We start from the raw sequence: 17525 nt of genomic DNA, 5'->3' as shown, positions 1-17525 counted from the left end.
AGGACGTGTCATGAAAATCAGCATCCAGAATCTGCAGCTCAAATACGGCGACTTCGTCGCCATCGAAAACCTCAACCTCGAGATCGGCGACGGCGAGGCCCTGGTCCTGCTGGGGCAGTCCGGCTGCGGCAAGACCAGCACCATGCGCTGCCTCGCCGGACTGGAGGAGCCCAGCTCGGGCCGGATCATCATCGACGACGTCGTGGTGTTCGACTCGGAAAAGGGCATCAACCTGCCGCCGAACAAGCGCAACGTGGGCATGGTCTTCCAGTCCTACGCCGTCTGGCCGCACATGACCGTCTTCCAGAACGTGGCCTACTCCCTCAAGCTGCAGAAGCTCTCCAAGTCCGAAACCCGGGACCGGGTGATGGAGGTCCTGACCCTGGTGGGCCTGGAGAAGTTCGCCGACCGGGGCGCCAGCCTGCTCAGCGGCGGGCAGATGCAGCGCGTGGCCCTGGCCCGCAGCCTGGTGATGCGCCCCAGCGTCCTGATGCTCGACGAACCGCTCTCCAACCTGGACGCCCGGCTCCGTGACCGGCTCCGCGTGGAACTCCGTGAGATCCAGCTCCGCCTGGGCCTGACCTGTGTCTACGTCACCCACGACCAGCACGAGGCGTTCGCCCTGGCGGACCGGATCGCGCTGCTGCAGGGCGGCAAGATCGTCCAGATCGGCGGCCCCCGCGAGATGTACGAGACCCCCGCCAGCGCCTCGATCGCGCACTTCCTGGGCGTCTCCAATGTCATGGACTGCGAGTCGGTGCCCGCCCCGGACGGCTCCGCCACCGCCAAGGTGACCGACCACGGCCTCACCATCCACTCCGCCCAGCGCGCCGCCACGGCCCCGCAGCAGATGAAGGTCTGCATGCGGGCCGAGGACCTGCAGCTGTCCGCCCAGCCCACCGCGGCCGCCAACGCCTGGAAGGGCAAGGTCCGGGTGGCCGGTTTCCAGGGCAACGACGTCCGCTACGCCGTGGAGCTCGACGGCGGCCTGGAACTGGACGCGCTGGGCACCATCAAGCGCGGCGAACAGCACGAGGTGGGCGACTCCGTCTGGGTCAGCATCGATCCCGCCCAGGTCCAGATCCTCCCGGCGGAGGTGCTGGTATGAGCCTCAAGACCCCGCTGGCGGACCCCGCCGTCGCGGCTTCCCCCGTCCCCGCGTCCTCCCGCGGCACCAAGGCCCTCGGGAACCTGCGCAAGAGCACCCCCGCCATGATCATCATCGCGATCCTGTCCGTCCTGGTGCTCCTGCCGCTGGCCCTGGTGCTGCTCGCGGCGTTCTCCGACGCCGTGCCCCGGCCCGGCAACATCTCCCTGGGCGGCCTGACCCTGGACAACCTGATGCTCCTGGCCAGTCCGGAGGCCCTCGGCGCGCTGGGGAACTCGCTCATGGTGGGTGCCGGATCCGCCGTCGTCGCCCTGGTGATCGGCGCGTTCCTGGCGTTCGTCTGCGCCCGCACCGACGCGCCGATGCGCAAGTTCATTTTCTTCATCGGCATGGCCCCCATGTTCATCCCCGCCCTGGTGGGTGCGCTGGCCTGGTCGCTGCTGTCCTCCCCGAGCGCCGGCTACCTGAACATCCTGCTCCGCGACCTCGGCATCGACTTCGTCATCAACATCTACAGCCTGCCGGGCCTGATCTTCGTCCTCGGGATCTTCTACGCCCCGTACGCGTTCCTGCTGATGCACAGCTCGCTGTCGATGATGAACGCCGACCTCGAAGAGGCCGCCACCGTCCACGGCGCCACCCTGAAGACCATGCTCCGCACCGTCACCCTGCCACTGGCCCTGCCGGCCGTGCTGGGCTCGGCCATCCTGGTCTTCGCCCTGACCATGGAGAACTTCCCGGTGGCCCAGGTGATCGGCAACCCCGCCGGCATCGACACCCTGCCCACCTACATCTACCGCCTGATGAGCGCGACGCCGGCCAAGAGCAACCAGGCCGCCAGCATCGCGATCGTCCTCACCGCGGCCCTGCTGATCATCACCGTGATCCAGCAGCGCATCATCAACAAGCGCAAATTCACCACCGTCACCGGCAAGGGCAACCGGCCCCGCCAGGTGCCGCTGCGGAAGCTGCGCTGGCCGTTCACCATCATCGCCCTGGCGTACTTCGCCGTCGCCGTCGTCCTGCCGATGCTCGCGCTGCTGGCCGCCTCCATGCAGGCCACCCCGTTCGTCGCCTCCATCTCCCAGCTCTTCGAGACCGGGGCCATGAGCTTCGCGAAGCTGGCCGACGTCCTGGCCTCGCACGACTTCCAGCTGGCGCTGCGCAACAGCGTGATGGTGGCGCTGCTGGCCGCGATCGCCGGCACCACGCTCAGCTTCATCGCCTCCTACGTCCGCTACCGGACCAAGACCCGCGGCGGCCAGCTGATCGAACTGATCGCCATGACCCCGCTGGCGGTCCCCGCGATCGTCATGGGCATCGGCCTGCTCTGGACCTGGCTGCTGCTGCCGGTCCCGGTCTACGGCACCCTGCTGATCCTGGCGATCGCCTGCGTGGCCGTGTTCCTGCCGCAGGGCTACCGGGGCATCTCGGCGTCGATGCTGCAGATGGACCAGGACCTGGAGGACAGCGCCGTCATGCTCGGCGCCCGCCGCTCCAAGGCGATCGTGAACGTGACCCTGCCGCTGATGCGGGTGGGCATCACGTCCTCCTTCCTGCTCTTCCTGATGCTCTCGATGCGTGAACTGAGCGCCTCGATCTTCCTGTTCACCTCGAACACCCGGATCCTCTCGATCCTGGTCTTCGACAACTTCGACAACGGCCAGAGCCAGTCGGCCGCGGCCGTCAGCGTCCTGTACATCGTCGTGATCGCGGTGCTGGCGGTGATCGCCCAGAAGGTGGGCGCCGACCGCAAGCTCGAGACCAAATAACGCTTCCCGCACCACACCATTTGAAAGGGTCTAAACAATGAAGTTAGCGTCCAAAATCCCCCTGCTCGGCCTCGGCGTCGTCCTCTCCCTGAGCATGGCTGCCTGCGGCGGCGCCGCCGCGAGCAACAGCGTGGTCACCGCCACGGCAGAGGTCAAGACCGACGACGGGCTGGTGATCAACGGCGAGAACATCGCGGACAAGGCCACCTACGACAAGGCCAAGACCCAGACCCTGAGCCTCTACTCCGGCTACACCGAGTCCTCCGAGAGCGCCCTGGTGGCCGCCTTCACCAAGGACACCGGTATTAAGGTCAACGTGGTCCGCCTGACCCCGAACAAACTGGCCGAGCGCGTCCAGTCCGAACAGGGCGCCGGCAAGCTGGGCGCCGATGTCATCCGCACCTCCGACTACCGGATCGCCAAGACCCTGGAGGACGCGAAGGTCTGGAAGGCCTACGACGTGCCGGGCGCCTCGCAGTTCAAGGACGTCTCGGTGGACGGCGGGCAGTTCACCCGCATGTTCAACTCCGTCTACACGCTGGGCTACAACACCCAGCTGGTCAAGGAAGCGGACGCCCCGAAGTCCTGGGCCGACGCCGTCAGCGGCAAGTGGCAGGGCAAGCTGGGCATCGTCCAGGGCGGCTCCGGCGGCAGCACCGCCTCGCTGAACCGCTTCATGGAGTCGAAGCTGGGCGCCGATTACTTTGCCAAGTACGCCGCGCAGAAGCCCACCATCTACGACTCCCTGGGCGCCGAGGCCACCGCGCTGGCCCGCGGCGAGGTGGCGGTGGGAACCGTGACCATCAGCGGCACCAACATCTCCGCCGTGCAGGACAAGGCTCCCGTGAAGTTCATCGTCCCGGACGAGGGCCTGGTGGCGTATGACTACTACCTGGGCATGGCCGGGTCCGCTACGAACGTTGAGGCTGCCAAGGTCTTCATGAACTACAACCTGTCCAAGCAGGGCCAGAAGGTTTTCGCACAGCTGGGCGAATACCCGGCCCGCACCGACGTTGAGCCGCCCACCATCATGGGCATCAAGCTGCCGGCCGCCGACTCCGGCAAGGTCTACCGCATGGCCAACACCGACGCGATCAGCTTCGGCAAGGACGACCTGGCCAAGTGGAACAAGGTCTTCGGCTACAGCAAGTAACCCGCAAGCTGCCCGGGCCTTCACCGGCCCGGGCAACGAACCGCAGTGGGGCGGCGAATGATGGTCACCGGGACCATCGCCTATTCGCAACGTGCGCCGCCCCGCTGCGGCTTCTTTATGCCCTTTTGCTATCCGCTAGGCTCGGCACATCTGAGCCCCGGCCAACGCCGTCCCGTCCGTGAAGGAGCAATGATGCCCCGCGAGCACTACAAAGCCGTTCTCTTCGATGTCCAGGGCACCCTCACGGACTTCCGGACCACCCTGCTGGACCACGGCCGGTCCGTCCTGGGCAGCAGGGCCGCGGCGCTCGACTGGCCGCCGGTGGTGGACGAGTGGCGGGCGGTCTACCGGACCATGGTGGCGGAGCTCTCCGAGGCGGGGGAGTGGCGGTCGGTCCGGTCCATCTATGCCGACGGGCTGGCGGACATCGTTCGACGACGTGGGCTCGGCGATGTGGTGACGGCCGACGAGATCGCTCCCCTCACGGACGGGTGGGAGCAGTTGCGTCCCTGGCCGGACGCGGCCGCAGGACTGCAGCGGTTACGGCGGTCGCACCTCGTGGCCGCCCTGTCCAACGCCGACCTCTCCGCCGTCATCTCAACCTCACGAACCTGCGGCTTCGACTGGGACGCCGTCTTTTCCGCGCAGCAGTTCCGCGCCTTCAAACCGCACGAGTCAACCTACCTGGGTGCGGCGGGACTGCTGGGAGTGGACCCGGCAGAGATCCTCATGGTGGCCTCCCACCGCTATGACCTGGACGCCGCCGCGGCACTGGGCCTGGGGACGGCCTTCGTCTCCCGGCCAGACGAATACGGGCCAGACGGGCACGCGGACCAGGCGTCCGACGGCGACTACGACGTCGTCGTGGAATCGATCGAGGACCTCGCCGGGACGCTCGGGGCCCGAGGCTAATTAGCGCCCGTTAGTACTCGCCCTTGATCACGAAGTACGAGCCGCGGATGGTGCCGGCCAGCTTGGACTTCTGCCGGGCGAACTTGAACTTGTCCGCCAGTTCCTCCGGAACCTCCATGCCGTCCGAGAGCTTGAACCCGACGGCCCGCTTGCCGCCGTCCTCGATGCTGTACATGACGTTGATGGACAGGCCCGACTCGTAGAACACGTAGTCCATCCGCAGCCCGTCCACCTCGAAGCTGGTGGCCTCCAGCGGCCGGGACCCGATGACCAGGTCCCGCTCCTCCTTGAGGATCCGGGCGACCCGGTCCACGGTGTCCTGAGCCTCCCCGGCGGGGCTGACCGTGAAGGCGTGGCCGTACTTGGTGTTGTAGTAGCGGGCCTCGTTGGCGCGCAGCCCGGCCAGTGCCTCCGCCACCGGGGAGGACTCGAGCCCTGCGGTGGACACGTCCTTGAAGTCGACGACGTACGGCATGGGGTTCCTCCCGGGTTTGTCCTGTAGTGGGACTAGGGTAGCGCCGCCTGGTACCCGCGCGGCAACCCGGTCCGGCTCACCTTCCGAAGTGCCGCTGAAGCAACTGAAGGCGTTCGCAGCTGCGCCGAAGCGCGGCCAGCTCCCGCCGGGCGTACCGGGATATCGGCGTAGCAGTGGCCCGGCCGAGGGGTCGCAGGTACCGCGAAACCAACCTCACGGCAACCCATGCGCCGCACGGCGTCACAAGCCGTCACCGGGGCTCTTCCGTCCTCCGCAGGTCTTGCTATCGTCGCAGGTACGAAGCCGGCCATTTGCCTAAGATAGCTGCCCCCGGCGCCTGGACGAAGGACCACCATGAAGCGCACACGAATTTCTCTCATCGGTCTGATCGCAGCTGCGGGGCTGGCGTTGGCCGGCTGCGGGTCTGCCTCCACGACCCCCGCAGGTTCGGCGCCGGCGGGCGGCGCTGACACCTCGTTGAGTGACGTCAAGAACGCCGGCGTCCTCAAGGTCGGCACCGAGGGCACGTACAAGCCCTTTACCTTCCACGCCAACGGCAACGGTGAGCTGACCGGCTACGACGTCGAGATCATCACCGCCGTCGCCGGCAAGCTTGGCGTCAAGCCGGAGTTCCAGGAGACGCAGTTCGACGCGATCTTCGCCGGCCTCGAAGCCAAGCGGTTCGACGTCGTCGCGAACCAGGTTTCGATCACGGACGAGCGCAAGGCAAAGTACGAATTCTCGACCCCGTATACGGTGAGCACCGGCGTCATCGTCACCAAGTCGGACAATTCCAGCATCACCTCCTTCGACGGGCTCAAGGGCAAAACCACGGCCCAGTCGCTGACCAGCAACTGGTACAAGCTGGCCCAGCAGAGCGGCGCCAACGTGCAGTCGGTGGAGGGTTGGGCGCAGGCGATCACCCTGCTGAAGCAGGGCCGCGTCGACGCGACCATCAACGACAAGCTGACCTACCTGGATCAGCAGAAGACGGCCAAGGACGACGGCATCAAGATCGCGGCCGAGACCACCGATAAGTCCCTGAGCGCGTTCGCCTTCCGCAAGGGCTCCAGCAGCCTCACCGAAGCCGTCAACAAGGCCCTGTCCGAGCTCCAGGCCGACGGGACCCTGACGAAGATCTCACAGAAGTACTTCGACGCCGACGTCACCAAGTAACGGCATGGGTACCCTCGGCGTAGATCGGGTCAGGCCATGACTGTGAACTGGGAGCTGGTCTGGAGTTCGCTCGGACCGATCCTCATGGGCGCCGTCACCGGAACAATCCCGGTGGCGCTGGCCTCGTTCGGCCTGGGCCTGGTGCTGGCCCTGCTGGTCGCCTTGATGAGGCTCAGCCGCAACGTGGTCCTCTCATCGATCGCCCGCGTCTACATTTCAGTGATCCGCGGGACCCCGCTGCTGGTCCAGCTCTTCGTCATTTTCTACGGACTGCCGTCCGTCGGCATCACCATCAGTCCCTGGCCCAGCGCAATCATCGCCTTCTCCCTCAACGTGGGCGGCTACGCGGCGGAGGTCATCCGGGCTGCCATCCTGTCCGTGCCGAAGGGGCAGTGGGAGGCCGGTCACACGATCGGCATGTCCCGCCGGCAGGCCCTGGTGCGGATCATCCTGCCGCAGGCGGCAAGGGTCTCGGTCCCGCCCCTGTCCAATACCTTCATCAGCCTGATCAAAGACACCTCCCTGGCGTCGTTGATCCTGGTGACTGAGCTGTTCCGGCAGGCGCAGCAGGTGGCGGCCTTCAGCCAGGAGTTCATGCTGCTGTACCTGGAAGCCGCCGTGATCTACTGGGTCATCTGCCTTGTCCTCGCCGGCGGACAGTCGGCCCTCGAGAAGAGATTGGACCGCTATGTCGCCCACTGAATCCGCACGCCCGGACGACGGCGCCCTCCTGGCGGTCCGCGGACTCCGCAAAGCCTTCGGCCAGCAGGAGGTGCTGAAATCCATTGACCTCACCGTGCGCCGCGGTGAAGTTGTCACGCTGATTGGGCCCTCCGGGTCGGGGAAGACCACCGTGCTGCGCTCCCTCAACGGCCTGGAAATCCCCGACGCCGGGGTCGTGGAGTTCGCCGGTGGTTTGAGCGTGGATTTCTCCGCCCCTGTTTCCAAGAAACAGCTGGCGGCGGTGCGGGATCGAAGCGCGATGGTGTTTCAGCATTACAACCTCTTCCCGCACAAGACCACCCTTGAAAACGTGATCGAGGGCCCGGTCCAGGTTCAGAAGAAGCCCAAGGCCCAAGCGGTTCAGGAGGCGCGGGAACTCCTTGCCCGCGTCGGGCTCGCGGACAAGGAAAACAGCTACCCCTTTGAGCTGTCGGGCGGCCAGCAGCAGCGGGTCGGCATTGTCCGCGCCCTGGCCCTCCGCCCGCAGCTGCTGTTGTTTGACGAGCCGACGTCGGCCCTGGACCCGGAACTGGTCGGCGACGTCCTGACGGTCATCAAGGAACTGGCGGACGAGGGATGGACCATGGTGGTGGTCACCCACGAACTCGCCTTCGCCCGGGAAGTTGCCGACGAGGTGATCTTCATGGAGGGCGGCGTCGTCGTGGAACGGGGACACCCCGACACGGTGCTGCGGGATCCCCGCGAGGAACGCACCCGGCAGTTCGTTAACCGGCTCCTGAACCCGTTTTAGGCCCGGCCGGAGACCGGGTGACGGCGAGGATCATGCCGATGCCGGCGAGGGAGGACACCATCGCGGAACCGCCGTAGGAGATGAACGGCAGCGGCACGCCGATCACCGGGAGCAGGCCGCTGACCATGGCGATGTTGATGACGGCCTGGCCGATGATCCAGGTGACGACACTGCAGGAGAGCGCCCGGGCGAAGGTCCCCTCGGTCCGGGCGATGGTCTTGAAGATGGCGACGGCGAGCACGGCGAAAAGTGCCAGCACCAGCAGGGTGCCGGCGAATCCGAGTTCCTCACCCAGGATGGTGAAGATGAAGTCGTTGTGCGCCTCCGGGATCCAATTCCACTTTTGCCGGCTCTGGCCCAGCCCGGTGCCGAACCAGCTCCCGGAGGCCAGGGCGTACTGGCCGTTCAGCGCCTGATACCCGAGGCCCTGGGAATCGTCGGCGGAGCCGCCGCCCAGCCAGGAGGAGATCCGCCCCATGCGGTTGCCGCTGGTGGCGGCGAGGATCAGCGCCGCGAAGGCGGAGATAGACCCCGTCACCGAGATCACCTTCATGGGCACCCCGCCGTAGAACAGCGTGGCAGCCAGGATGAGCATGACGATCATGGTGGTGCCGAGGTCGTGGCCCAGCGCGACGAGTCCCATAATGATGCCTCCGACGGGCAGCAGGGGGACGACGGCGTGTTTCCACTGGCCGAGGAGCTTCTGCTTGCGGGTCAGGATGTCGGCGGCCCAGACGATGAGGGCGAGCTTGGCGAATTCGGACGGCTGCGCGGTGAAGCCGCCCACGCTGAGCCAGTTGCGGTTGCCGTTGACCGTCATGCCCAGCGGGGTGAAGACCAGGACAAGGGAAACGACGGCGGTGATCAGCATGGGCCAGGCCAGCTTCCGGATGTGTTGCTCCCTGAGCCCGGCCAGGAAGAGCATGAGCACGATCCCGGCCACCGTCCACATACCCTGTTTCAGCGGCAGATCGTAGGGGTTCGCGCCGGCGGCGACTGATTCCACGGAGGAGGCAGAGGCCACCTCCACCAGGCCGATCGCGGCGAGCGTCAGCACCACGGCCAGGATGATGGGACGCTGCCGGTCCGAGGGGTCATCCCCGATCCAGGTGCGGATCCGGCCGGGTTCCCGCCGGGCGCGGGCCGGCCGCGGGTGGGGTGTCCTGATGAGGGTGCCCATCGCTGTTCTCCTTGATTCATGCCGGCCGTGCGGGGGTGTCTGCTGCGTCCGGCGCGTGAGCTCACGGAAGCCGGGCAGGAACGGCAGACTATCCGGCGGCCGCCGTCCGCGATGGCGTACACGCCGTGAAACGGCTAACTCCCGGGCAATTCACTGCCGTGCACGGCGACTAACTGCCGAGCCCGGCGACCATCTGCCGGGCCCAACGACATTTGCAGGGAACGGCGATGCCGCCTACACCAGCGGCCAGGGGTACCGCATGCCGGTGCGGTCCACCGGCAGGGACCCGGCGAGCATCATCCGCTGGACGCGGCGCTGCAGGGCGGTGACCTCGTCGTCGTCGAGGAGTTCCGCCAGCTCGGCCGGGACGGACTCGGCCAGCGGGGCGATGTCCGCCAGCAACTCCTCGGGGATGGGTTCGCCGGCGAAGTCCCAAATCACCGTGCGGAGCTTGAACACGGCGGAGAAGCAGAGCCCGTGGTCGATTCCCCAGATCCGGCCGTCGTCGCCCCGGAGCACGTGGCCGCTCTTGCGGTCCGTGTTGTTGGCGACGAAGTCGAACAGGGCCATCCGGGACAGCGCGGGATGCGTCTCCGGGGCGTCCTCGAACAGGGTGAAGTAATGGTGCTGGAAGTCGCACTCGATAAACCATTGCAGCGAGCCGACGCCCAGGGGCGCGTCCTCCCGGATCACGGTGTGCGGGATGAAGCCCCAGCCCAGCCACTCGCTCAGCAGGTAGGCGGCACGTTCACGCTTGTAGAGTCCGGGGTCGAAGTCGGAGAGCGGCCGTTCGCCCGACTCCGGCTTGTACACCGCAAAGCCCACGTCCTCGCCGAGGGACACCTGCACCAGGAACGTCTGGTTGCTGCTGCGCGGGATGACCCCCACCAGCTCGATGCTGCCCTCGGTCAGCAGGGTCAGTTCGCGGCCGGCCACGGATCCACCCGTCGAGACGCGGTCATTCCGGCCTCAGCCCGCTCAGCGGCTCCGCCGTCGAATTCACCATCAGCACCGCCGGGTCCTGCCCGTCCGTGTAGGAGATCGCGGACACCGATCCCGGGCTGATGTAGATGCGCTGGAACAGGTCCAGCGGGGTACCCAGGGCGTGGGCGACGGCGGCCTTGATGGGGTCCGCGTGCGAGAAGCAGACCACCACCCCGCCGGCGTGGGCGTCCCGGGCCCGCTCCATCGCCCCGACGATCCGGGCCTGCATCTCCGGGAAGCTTTCGCCGTCCGGGAACCGGAACTGGGACGGGCTGTGCTGCACCGTCTGCCACTCCGGCAGGGCCGCCAGGTCCGAGATCGCCGAGCCGGTCCAGCCGCCGAAGTCGCACTCCAGCAGCCCCTCCTCGGCGGTGACCGCCAGGCCGGTGCGCGCCGCCGTCGGCGCCGCCGTTTCCTGCGCCCGTTCCATCGGCGAGGAGTAGAGGGCGTCCACCCGCAGCCCGGCGAGCCGTTCCGCGACGCGTTCGGCCTGCTCCCGGCCGCGGTCCGAGAGGTGCAGCCCCGGCGCCCGGCCGGGAAGGACGCTGCCGGTGGTGGGCGTCTGCCCGTGCCGCACCAGCAGCAGGAGCGTCGCCGGGCGCGCCGGTGCCGGGGGAACGGGGGCGTTGTCTGCTGTTGCGGTAGCCATCGCTACCAACCCTAACTTCCCGGCCCGAGGAAGCGCCGAGGTTTCTCAGGAAATCCCTCGATTACGCCCCGGGTGCAGGTCTACGGTGGAGGAGTGAGTGAACGCCCCGAGATCTACACCGTTGGTGAACTGCGCGCCTCCGGCCACGTCCAGAAGGACCTGCGCCGCGAGATCCGAGACAACCTGCTGGCAGCGCTCGCCGCCGGCCGCGATCCCTGGCCCGGCATGTTCGGGTTCAACCGCACCGTCCTGCCGGAGCTCGAACGCGCCCTGCTGGCCGGGCACGACGTCGTCCTCCTCGGCGAACGCGGCCAGGGCAAGACCCGCCTGCTGCGCACCCTGGCGGGGCTGCTGGACGAGTGGTCGCCGGTGATCGAGGACTCGGAACTGAACGAACACCCCTACGAGCCCATCACCGAGCACTCCCGCGCCCTGGCGCTCACCGAGGGGGACCGGCTGCGGGTGGCGTGGCGGCACCGCTCGGAGCGGTACGTGGAGAAGCTCGCGACGCCGGATACCTCCGTGGCGGACCTGATCGGCGACGTCGACCCGATGCGGGTGGCCGAGGGACGCCGCCTGGGTGACCCGGAAACCATCCACTACGGCCTGATCCCGCGCTCGAACCGCGGCATCATCGCCATCAACGAACTCCCCGACCTGGCCGAACGGATCCAGGTCTCGATGCTCAACGTCATGGAGGAGCGGGACATCCAGATCCGCGGCTACGTGCTCCGGCTGCCGCTGGACGTGCTGGTGGTGGCCTCCGCCAACCCGGAGGACTACACCAACCGCGGTCGCATCATCACCCCGCTGCGGGACCGCTTCGGCGCTGAAATCCGCACCCACTACCCGATCGAACTCGAGGACGAGGTGGCCGTGATCGAACAGGAGGGCCACCTGGTGGCGGCCGTCCCGCCGGTCATCCTGGAAATTCTGGCCCGCTACACCCGGGCGCTGCGGGAGTCCCCGGCGGTCAACCAGACCTCCGGCGTCTCGGCCCGGTTCGCGATCGCCGGCGCCGAGACCGTGGCTGCCGCGGCGCTGCGCCGGGCCAGCGTGCGCGGCGAAGACAACGCCGTCGCCCGGATCATCGACCTGGAGGCGGCCGTGGACGTGCTGGCCGGGAAGATCGAGTTTGAGTCCGGCGAGGAGGGCCGGGAACAGGACATCTTGGACCACCTGCTGCGGATGGCCACGGCGGAGACGGTCCGGGCACATCTGCACGGCATCGACCTCGGCCCGCTGGTCTCCGCCCTGGACGGGTCCTCCACTGTCACCACCGGGCAGTTGGTCACCGCGCGCGAATTCCTCGAGGGCCTGCCCTCGCTCAACGGCTCGCGGCTGTACGACGAGGTGGGTGAGCGGCTGGGCGCGGAGAACGACGGCCAGCGCGCCGCCGCCGTCGAACTGGCCTTGGAGGGCCTCTACCTCGCCCGCCGGATCTCCAAGGACTCCGACGACGAGGAAACCATTTACGGGTAGCTCCGTCCTGACACGGGAGACCAGATGAGTGCTCACAACCGGTCCCGGTACGGCCGCTACAGCGGCGGGCCGGATCCGCTGGCGCCCCCGGTGGACCTGACCGAGGCCCTGGACGCAGTCGCCGAGGACGTCATGGCCGGGTACTCACCCCGGCGTGCCCTGCAGGAGTACCTGCGCCGTGGCGGCAGGAACCGGGACGGCCTGGACGACCTCGCCGGCCGGATCCAGCAGCGGCGCAAGGACCTGCTGGGCCGGCACAAGCTGGACGGGACGCTGGAGGAGGTCCGCAAGCTGCTGGACACCGCGGTGCTTGAGGAGCGCAAGCAGCTGGCCCGTGACGTCAGGATGGACGACACGGACCGGGCGTTCCGCGACATGCAGATGCAGAACCTGCCCAAATCCACGGCCGCCGCCGTCAACGAGCTCTCCTCCTACGACTGGCAGTCCAGCACCGCACGGGAAGCCTACGAACAGATCAAGGACCTGCTGGGACGGGAGGTGCTGGAGCAACGCTTCGCCGGGATGAAGCAGGCGCTCGAGGGCGCCACGGACGAGGACCGGGCCGCCGTCGCCGCCATGCTGGGCGACCTGAACGAGCTTCTGGACAAGCACCGCCGCGGCGAGGACACGGACCAGGACTTCCAGGACTTCATGGCCAAGCACGGTGACTTCTTCCCGGAGAACCCGCAATCCGTCGAGGAACTGATCGACGCGCTCGCCCAGCGTGCCGCCGCCGCGCAGCGGATGATGCGCTCCATGACCGCCGAGCAGCGCGCCGAACTGATGCAGCTCTCCGCCCAGGCCTTTGGTTCCCCGGAGTTAATGGCACAGCTGGGCCAACTCGACGCGAACCTGCAGTCGCTGCGTCCCGGCGAGGACTGGTCCGGGTCCGAGCGCTTCGAGGGCGAGGAGGGACTGGGGCTGGGCGACGGGACCGGTGTGCTGCAGGACCTTGCCGAGCTGGACGAACTGGCCGACCAGCTTTCCCAGTCCTACAGCGGTTCCAGCCTGGACGACGTGGACCTGGACGCCCTGGCCCGGCAGCTGGGTCAGGACGCCGCGGTATCGGCCCGGACGCTGGCGGAGATCGAGAAGGCCATGCACGACGGCGGCTTCCTGCGCCGTGGCGCCGACGGTGACCTCAGCCTCTCACCGCAGGCGATGCGCCGGCTGGGCCGCTCGCTGCTGCGGGACACCGCCAAGCAGCTGTCCGGCCGGCAGGGCCGCCGGGAAACCAGGGCAGCCGGTGCCGCGGGGGAGCAGACCGGGTCCAGCCGGCCCTGGCAGTTCGGCGACGCCGAGCCGTGGGACGTCACCCGGACCATCACCAACGCGATCCGCCGCACGATCGGCGACGGCGGCGACCCGCGCCGCGGGCTGCGCCTGGCCGTTGACGACATTGAGGTCATCGAGACCGAGGCCCGCACCCAGGCCGCGGTCGCCCTTCTGGTGGATGTTTCCTTCTCGATGGCCGCCGAGGGCCGCTGGGTACCGATGAAGCGCACCGCCCTGGCCCTCCACCACCTGGTTTCCACCCGGTTCCGCGGCGACCGGCTGCAGCTGATCAGCTTCGGCCGGTACGCCCAAACCATGGACATCGGCGAGCTGACGGCCCTGCCGGCGGTGCGCGAACAGGGCACCAACCTGCACCACGGGCTGCTGCTGGCCGGCCGGTTCTTCCGCAAGCACCCCTCCATGCAGCCGGTGCTGCTGGTGGTCACCGACGGCGAGCCCACCGCCCACCTGGAGGCCGACGGCGAGTCCTGGTTCAACTGGCCGCCGGACGCTGAAACCATCCGGCTGACCGTGGCGGAGCTGGACCGGCTGGGCCGCGCCGGGGTGCAGGCGACATTCTTCCGGCTGGGCGACGACCCCGGACTGGAACGGTTCGTGGCCCGGATGGCCCGCCGGGTGGAGGGCCGCGTAGTGGCGCCGGACACCGGTGACCTGGGCGCCGCCGTCGTCGGCGAATACCTCAGAGCCCACTTCCGCGGCCGCCCCTTCAACGAGGAGGACTGGGCCACGTAGGGCCATCACTAGGCGGTGAAAGACATGACTTCCGACGATGTTGCAGGCGACCCGACGCCACGGCGGGCGACGCCGGACGATGCCGCCGCCGTTGCCAGGCTGCTCCATGACTTCAATACCGAGTTCTCGACGCCGACGGCCGGCACCCAGGAGCTCGAATCGCGATTGACGCAACTGCTGACGGGCGACGATGTAGTGATCCTGCTGACCGGCGAGCCAGCAAGTGGGGTTGCTGTGCTGAGTTTTCGGCCTAACGTCTGGTACCGGGGGCCGGTCGCGATCCTCGACGAGCTTTACGTCCGCCCTGAGCTCCGTGGCCACCGCCAGGGCAGCGCACTCCTGGACGCGGCCCTGGATCTGGTGCGGGGCCGGGGCGGCGAACTACTTGAGATCAACGTGGACGGCGAGGACACCGATGCGCGCCGTTTTTATGAGGCCCACGGGTTCACCAATACGGAAGCGGGCCGGGCAGACCCAATGCTTTACTACTATCGCGAGCTTTGAAGCGGAAGAAGGGTCCTGAATGGCGGTCATGCCAAGCGCCACGCTGGAAGTGGATGCCGCCGTCGTCCGTTCCCTGCTCCGCGCCCAGCGTCCAGACCTCGCCGACCTCTCCTTGGTCCGGAACGCCCATGGCTAGGACAACGTGACGTTCCGCCTCGGGGACGATCTGGCCGTCCGATTGCCCCGCCGGGCAGAAGCCGTGCCGCTGATCCTGCATGAGCAGCTGTACCTGCCCGAAATCGCCAAGCGCTCGCCGGTTCCGGTGCCCGTCACGGTCCACGCGGGCCGGCCGACGGCGGACTTTCCGTGGCCGTGGAGCGTCGTGCGGTGGATTCCCGGTGCCTCGGCGGCCGATGCGGGGGCAGCTGATCGCGGACCGGCCGCCGCTGGCCTCGCGGCGTTCCTGCGGTCCCTTCACAGTCCAGCCGGCGCCGGAGTCCCGGTGAACCCCGTCCGCGGTGTGCCGCTGAGGCACCGCGATACGGCGGTTCGTGAGCGGCTCCAGGACAAGGAACGCTATCCCCGGGCGGCGGAACTGGAAGCAGTCTGGGTAGCGGCCTGCGCGGCCAGCGCATGGGACGGTCCCGCGATGATGCTGCACGGCGACCTTCACCCGGCCAACATCCTCCTTGATGCTTCCGGCTCGCTGGCCGGCGTGATCGATTTTGGCGATGTCGGCGCCGGGGATCCGGCCGTGGATCTTGCCGCCGGGTGGTTGATGTTCGACGCCGGCACCCGTCGGCGCTTCCGTGAGGCACTCGGCCCGTCCGCTGACAAGGAAATGTGGACGCGGGCGCGTGGCTGGGCCCTCGTGCTATCCACTGCCATGGTCACCACGTCGGACGACAATCCGCGCATGTTCTCCGTGGGGGCCTTCGGGATCGGACAGGTCCTGGACGGCTGATCCAGTCCGGCCAAATTCTGAGCCAGGCTTGGGTTGCCGGCTGACGCCGGACAAATATCCGCCCCCTTCCTGTCGGATCGGGGCAGAGTGGTTCGTAGCAAGGGTGAGAGGTCCACGCTGGGTGGGTCCCAACCACAGGAGATGATGCGACATGCAGTATTTGCTTTCCGTGATCCATGACCAGCGTGAACTCGCCCCCTCGGACGAGATGGCGGCCATCGACGAATTCAACGACCGGCTGCAGGCCGACGGCCACTGGGTCTTCGCCGGTGGCCTCGGCTTTCCCGACACCGCCACCGTCATTGACAACCGTGGCGCCGCTCCCGTGGTGACCGACGGTCCGTTCGTCGAAACCAAGGAGTTCTTGGCGGGTTTCTGGATTATCGAGGCCCCAGACCTCGACGCGGCGCTCAAGCTCGCCGCCGAGGGATCCAAGGCCTGCAACCGCAAAGTCGAGGTGCGGCCGTTCCTGTGAACGGAAGCGACGTCGGGGATGCAGTCAACCGGGCTTACCGCGCCGAGTGGGGCCGGCTGGTGGCCGTGCTGGCCCGCCGTTTCGGCGACCTCGACCTCGCGGAGGACGCGGCGGCCGAGGCATTTGCGGCCGCCGTTGAGCGGTGGCCCTCCGACGGCGTACCCGCCAACCCCGGGGCCTGGCTGACCACCACTGCCAAGCGCAAAGCCATTGACCGGCTCCGCCGCGAAAGCAAACGCGCCGGCAAGCACCAGGAGGCGCAGGTGCTGTTCGATGATCAGCCCCCTGAGCCGCTTGGCGCCGTCGAGGACGAACGGCTTCGCCTGATCTTCACCTGCTGCCACCCGGCGCTGGCGATGCCTGCGCGGGTGGCACTGACACTGCGGATGCTGGGCGGACTGACCGTGGCCGATATTGCCCGCGCCTTCCTGATCCAGGAGAGCGCCGCGGCGCAGCGAATCACTCGGGCGAAGACCAAGATCAAGGCCGCCAGGATCCCCTACCGGGTGCCGTCCGAGGAGGACTTCCGGGAGCGGGTCTCCGGCGTGCTCGCCGTGCTTTACCTGATCTTCAACGAGGGGTACCTTTCAACCGGCGTCGGATCGGACCCCATCCGCTCCGAGCTGACCGACGAGGCAATCCGGCTCACCCGCCTGGCCCACGCCCTAATGCCCGACGACGGGGAAACGGCGGGCCTGCTGGCTCTGATGCTCTTCACCGAGGCCCGCCGGGCGACACGTCTTTCGGCCACCGGTGAGCTCATCACCCTCGAGGAACAGGACCGGGGGAGCTGGAACGCGGCACTGATCACCGAAGGCCGGGCCTTGATGCGTGCCCGCCTGGCCACGGGACAGAAGCCCGGCCCCTATCAGCTCCTTGCCGCCATCAATGCTGTCCATACCTCTGCCCGCGACGTTCGGGACACTGACTGGTCACAGATTCTCGACCTCTACGACATGCTGACCTGCCTTGACCCGTCGCCGGTGATTGCCCTCAACCGTGCCGTGGCAGTGGCCGAAGTGGATGGGCCCGTGGTGGCGCTGGCCGCCGTCGACCGGCTGGCCGAGGACCTGGCCGGTTACCACGCCTACTACGCCACCCGCGCCGAGCTACTTCGGAGACTGGACCGCCACGCCGAGGCGCGTCTCGCGTACGACGAGGCCATCGAACTGGCAGGCAATTCTGCCGAGGCCGCCACGCTGAAACGCCGCCGCGACCTGCTGGCCTCCTGAGCCGGAGCTTCCGTTGG

The 17525-nt window shown here is 67.9% G+C and carries 17 protein-coding genes; 13 read left to right on the top strand and 4 right to left on the bottom strand.

Annotated elements, in window-relative coordinates:
• Nucleotides 1–10 precede the first annotated feature (10 nt).
• The 4 genes from AB0O44_RS03415 to AB0O44_RS03400 all read left to right on the top strand — a co-directional run bounded on the left by AB0O44_RS03415 (nt 11) and on the right by AB0O44_RS03400 (nt 4945).
• Nucleotides 11–1108, top strand: a complete 1098-nt coding sequence (locus AB0O44_RS03415; protein ID WP_290256298.1) for an ABC transporter ATP-binding protein — start codon at nt 11–13, stop codon at nt 1106–1108.
• On the top strand, nt 1105–2880 hold the full coding sequence (locus AB0O44_RS03410) for an iron ABC transporter permease (RefSeq protein WP_364134194.1): 1776 nt from the start codon (nt 1105–1107) through the stop codon (nt 2878–2880). The genes AB0O44_RS03415 and AB0O44_RS03410 overlap by 4 nt, the downstream gene beginning before the upstream one ends.
• 37 nt (nt 2881–2917) lie before the next feature.
• Entirely contained in the window at nt 2918–4033 is a 1116-nt protein-coding gene (locus AB0O44_RS03405) for an extracellular solute-binding protein (protein WP_364134191.1), read from the top strand.
• A 189-nt stretch (nt 4034–4222) separates the two neighbouring features.
• Complete coding sequence (locus tag AB0O44_RS03400) at nt 4223–4945, top strand: haloacid dehalogenase type II (RefSeq protein ID WP_364134188.1); 723 nt, start codon at nt 4223–4225, stop codon at nt 4943–4945.
• 10 nt (nt 4946–4955) lie between these two features.
• Here the strand turns inward: AB0O44_RS03400 and AB0O44_RS03395 are convergent, their stop codons facing one another.
• Nucleotides 4956–5420, bottom strand: a complete 465-nt coding sequence (locus AB0O44_RS03395) for a phage tail protein (RefSeq protein ID WP_364134185.1) — start codon at nt 5418–5420, stop codon at nt 4956–4958.
• 354 nt (nt 5421–5774) lie between these two features.
• On the opposite strand from AB0O44_RS03395, the gene AB0O44_RS03390 reads away from it, so the two are divergent.
• From AB0O44_RS03390 to AB0O44_RS03380, 3 genes are read left to right on the top strand one after another with little or no spacing between them, the layout of a single operon-like run.
• Nucleotides 5775–6596, top strand: coding sequence for an amino acid ABC transporter substrate-binding protein (locus tag AB0O44_RS03390; RefSeq protein WP_364134182.1), 822 nt, complete (start codon nt 5775–5777; stop codon nt 6594–6596).
• Nucleotides 6597–6638: 42 nt separating this feature from the next.
• Nucleotides 6639–7298: an amino acid ABC transporter permease gene (locus tag AB0O44_RS03385; RefSeq protein ID WP_290256486.1), complete on the top strand. Its 660-nt coding sequence runs from the start codon at nt 6639–6641 to the stop codon at nt 7296–7298.
• A complete protein-coding gene (locus AB0O44_RS03380; RefSeq protein WP_364134179.1) occupies nt 7285–8070 on the top strand; it encodes an amino acid ABC transporter ATP-binding protein in 786 nt (261 codons plus the stop codon). The genes AB0O44_RS03385 and AB0O44_RS03380 overlap by 14 nt, the downstream gene beginning before the upstream one ends.
• Here AB0O44_RS03380 and ftsW read toward each other — a convergent pair.
• From ftsW to AB0O44_RS03365, 3 genes are all read right to left on the bottom strand, one after another.
• Nucleotides 8045–9250, bottom strand: a complete 1206-nt coding sequence (gene ftsW, locus AB0O44_RS03375; RefSeq protein ID WP_290256291.1) for a putative lipid II flippase FtsW — start codon at nt 9248–9250, stop codon at nt 8045–8047. The genes AB0O44_RS03380 and ftsW overlap by 26 nt on opposite strands.
• A 234-nt stretch (nt 9251–9484) precedes the next feature.
• Nucleotides 9485–10186, bottom strand: a complete 702-nt coding sequence (locus AB0O44_RS03370; RefSeq protein WP_364134176.1) for an SCO1664 family protein — start codon at nt 10184–10186, stop codon at nt 9485–9487.
• A gap of 22 nt (nt 10187–10208) precedes the next feature.
• Nucleotides 10209–10883, bottom strand: coding sequence for an MSMEG_4193 family putative phosphomutase (locus AB0O44_RS03365; protein ID WP_364134173.1), 675 nt, complete (start codon nt 10881–10883; stop codon nt 10209–10211).
• A gap of 93 nt (nt 10884–10976) precedes the next feature.
• On the opposite strand from AB0O44_RS03365, the gene AB0O44_RS03360 reads away from it, so the two are divergent.
• The 6 genes from AB0O44_RS03360 (at nt 10977) to AB0O44_RS03335 (ending at nt 17508) form a co-directional block, all read left to right on the top strand.
• Entirely contained in the window at nt 10977–12365 is a 1389-nt protein-coding gene (locus AB0O44_RS03360) for a sigma 54-interacting transcriptional regulator (RefSeq protein ID WP_364134166.1), read from the top strand.
• Nucleotides 12366–12389: 24 nt separating this feature from the next.
• Complete coding sequence (locus AB0O44_RS03355) at nt 12390–14393, top strand: VWA domain-containing protein (RefSeq protein ID WP_364134163.1); 2004 nt, start codon at nt 12390–12392, stop codon at nt 14391–14393.
• Nucleotides 14394–14417: 24 nt separating this feature from the next.
• Nucleotides 14418–14897 (top strand): GNAT family N-acetyltransferase, encoded by a 480-nt coding sequence (locus tag AB0O44_RS03350; RefSeq protein ID WP_364134160.1) that lies wholly within the window; start codon nt 14418–14420, stop codon nt 14895–14897.
• A gap of 142 nt (nt 14898–15039) precedes the next feature.
• The gene (locus AB0O44_RS03345; protein ID WP_364134157.1) at nt 15040–15801 is read left to right on the top strand and encodes an aminoglycoside phosphotransferase family protein; all 762 of its coding nucleotides are present in this window, start codon (nt 15040–15042) and stop codon (nt 15799–15801) included.
• 151 nt (nt 15802–15952) lie between these two features.
• Nucleotides 15953–16276: a YciI family protein gene (locus tag AB0O44_RS03340; protein WP_290256284.1), complete on the top strand. Its 324-nt coding sequence runs from the start codon at nt 15953–15955 to the stop codon at nt 16274–16276.
• On the top strand, nt 16273–17508 hold the full coding sequence (locus tag AB0O44_RS03335) for a sigma-70 family RNA polymerase sigma factor (RefSeq protein ID WP_364134154.1): 1236 nt from the start codon (nt 16273–16275) through the stop codon (nt 17506–17508). Before AB0O44_RS03340 ends, AB0O44_RS03335 begins: the two co-directional genes overlap by 4 nt.
• Nucleotides 17509–17525: the final 17 nt, after the last annotated feature.

The sequence above is a fragment of the Arthrobacter sp. NPDC080082 genome (assembly GCF_040686595.1).
Lineage (GTDB): Bacteria > Actinomycetota > Actinomycetes > Actinomycetales > Micrococcaceae > Arthrobacter.
This window is presented reverse-complemented; position numbering and strand designations above follow the sequence as displayed.

Bases quoted from the DNA above. Each gene is read 5' to 3' on its own strand.
- AB0O44_RS03405 (WP_364134191.1), top strand. From the start codon at position 2,918: ATGAAGTTAGCGTCCAAAATCCCCCTGCTCGGCCTCGGCGTCGTCCTC.
- AB0O44_RS03380 (WP_364134179.1), top strand. From the start codon at position 7,285: ATGTCGCCCACTGAATCCGCACGCCCGGACGACGGCGCCCTCCTGGCG.
- AB0O44_RS03390 (WP_364134182.1), top strand. From the start codon at position 5,775: ATGAAGCGCACACGAATTTCTCTCATCGGTCTGATCGCAGCTGCGGGG.
- AB0O44_RS03340 (WP_290256284.1), top strand. From the start codon at position 15,953: ATGCAGTATTTGCTTTCCGTGATCCATGACCAGCGTGAACTCGCCCCC.
- AB0O44_RS03355 (WP_364134163.1), top strand. From the start codon at position 12,390: ATGAGTGCTCACAACCGGTCCCGGTACGGCCGCTACAGCGGCGGGCCG.
- AB0O44_RS03410 (WP_364134194.1), top strand. From the start codon at position 1,105: ATGAGCCTCAAGACCCCGCTGGCGGACCCCGCCGTCGCGGCTTCCCCC.
- AB0O44_RS03400 (WP_364134188.1), top strand. From the start codon at position 4,223: ATGATGCCCCGCGAGCACTACAAAGCCGTTCTCTTCGATGTCCAGGGC.
- AB0O44_RS03365 (WP_364134173.1), bottom strand. From the start codon at position 10,883: ATGGCTACCGCAACAGCAGACAACGCCCCCGTTCCCCCGGCACCGGCG.
- AB0O44_RS03395 (WP_364134185.1), bottom strand. From the start codon at position 5,420: ATGCCGTACGTCGTCGACTTCAAGGACGTGTCCACCGCAGGGCTCGAG.
- AB0O44_RS03350 (WP_364134160.1), top strand. From the start codon at position 14,418: ATGACTTCCGACGATGTTGCAGGCGACCCGACGCCACGGCGGGCGACG.
- AB0O44_RS03415 (WP_290256298.1), top strand. From the start codon at position 11: ATGAAAATCAGCATCCAGAATCTGCAGCTCAAATACGGCGACTTCGTC.
- ftsW (WP_290256291.1), bottom strand. From the start codon at position 9,250: ATGGGCACCCTCATCAGGACACCCCACCCGCGGCCGGCCCGCGCCCGG.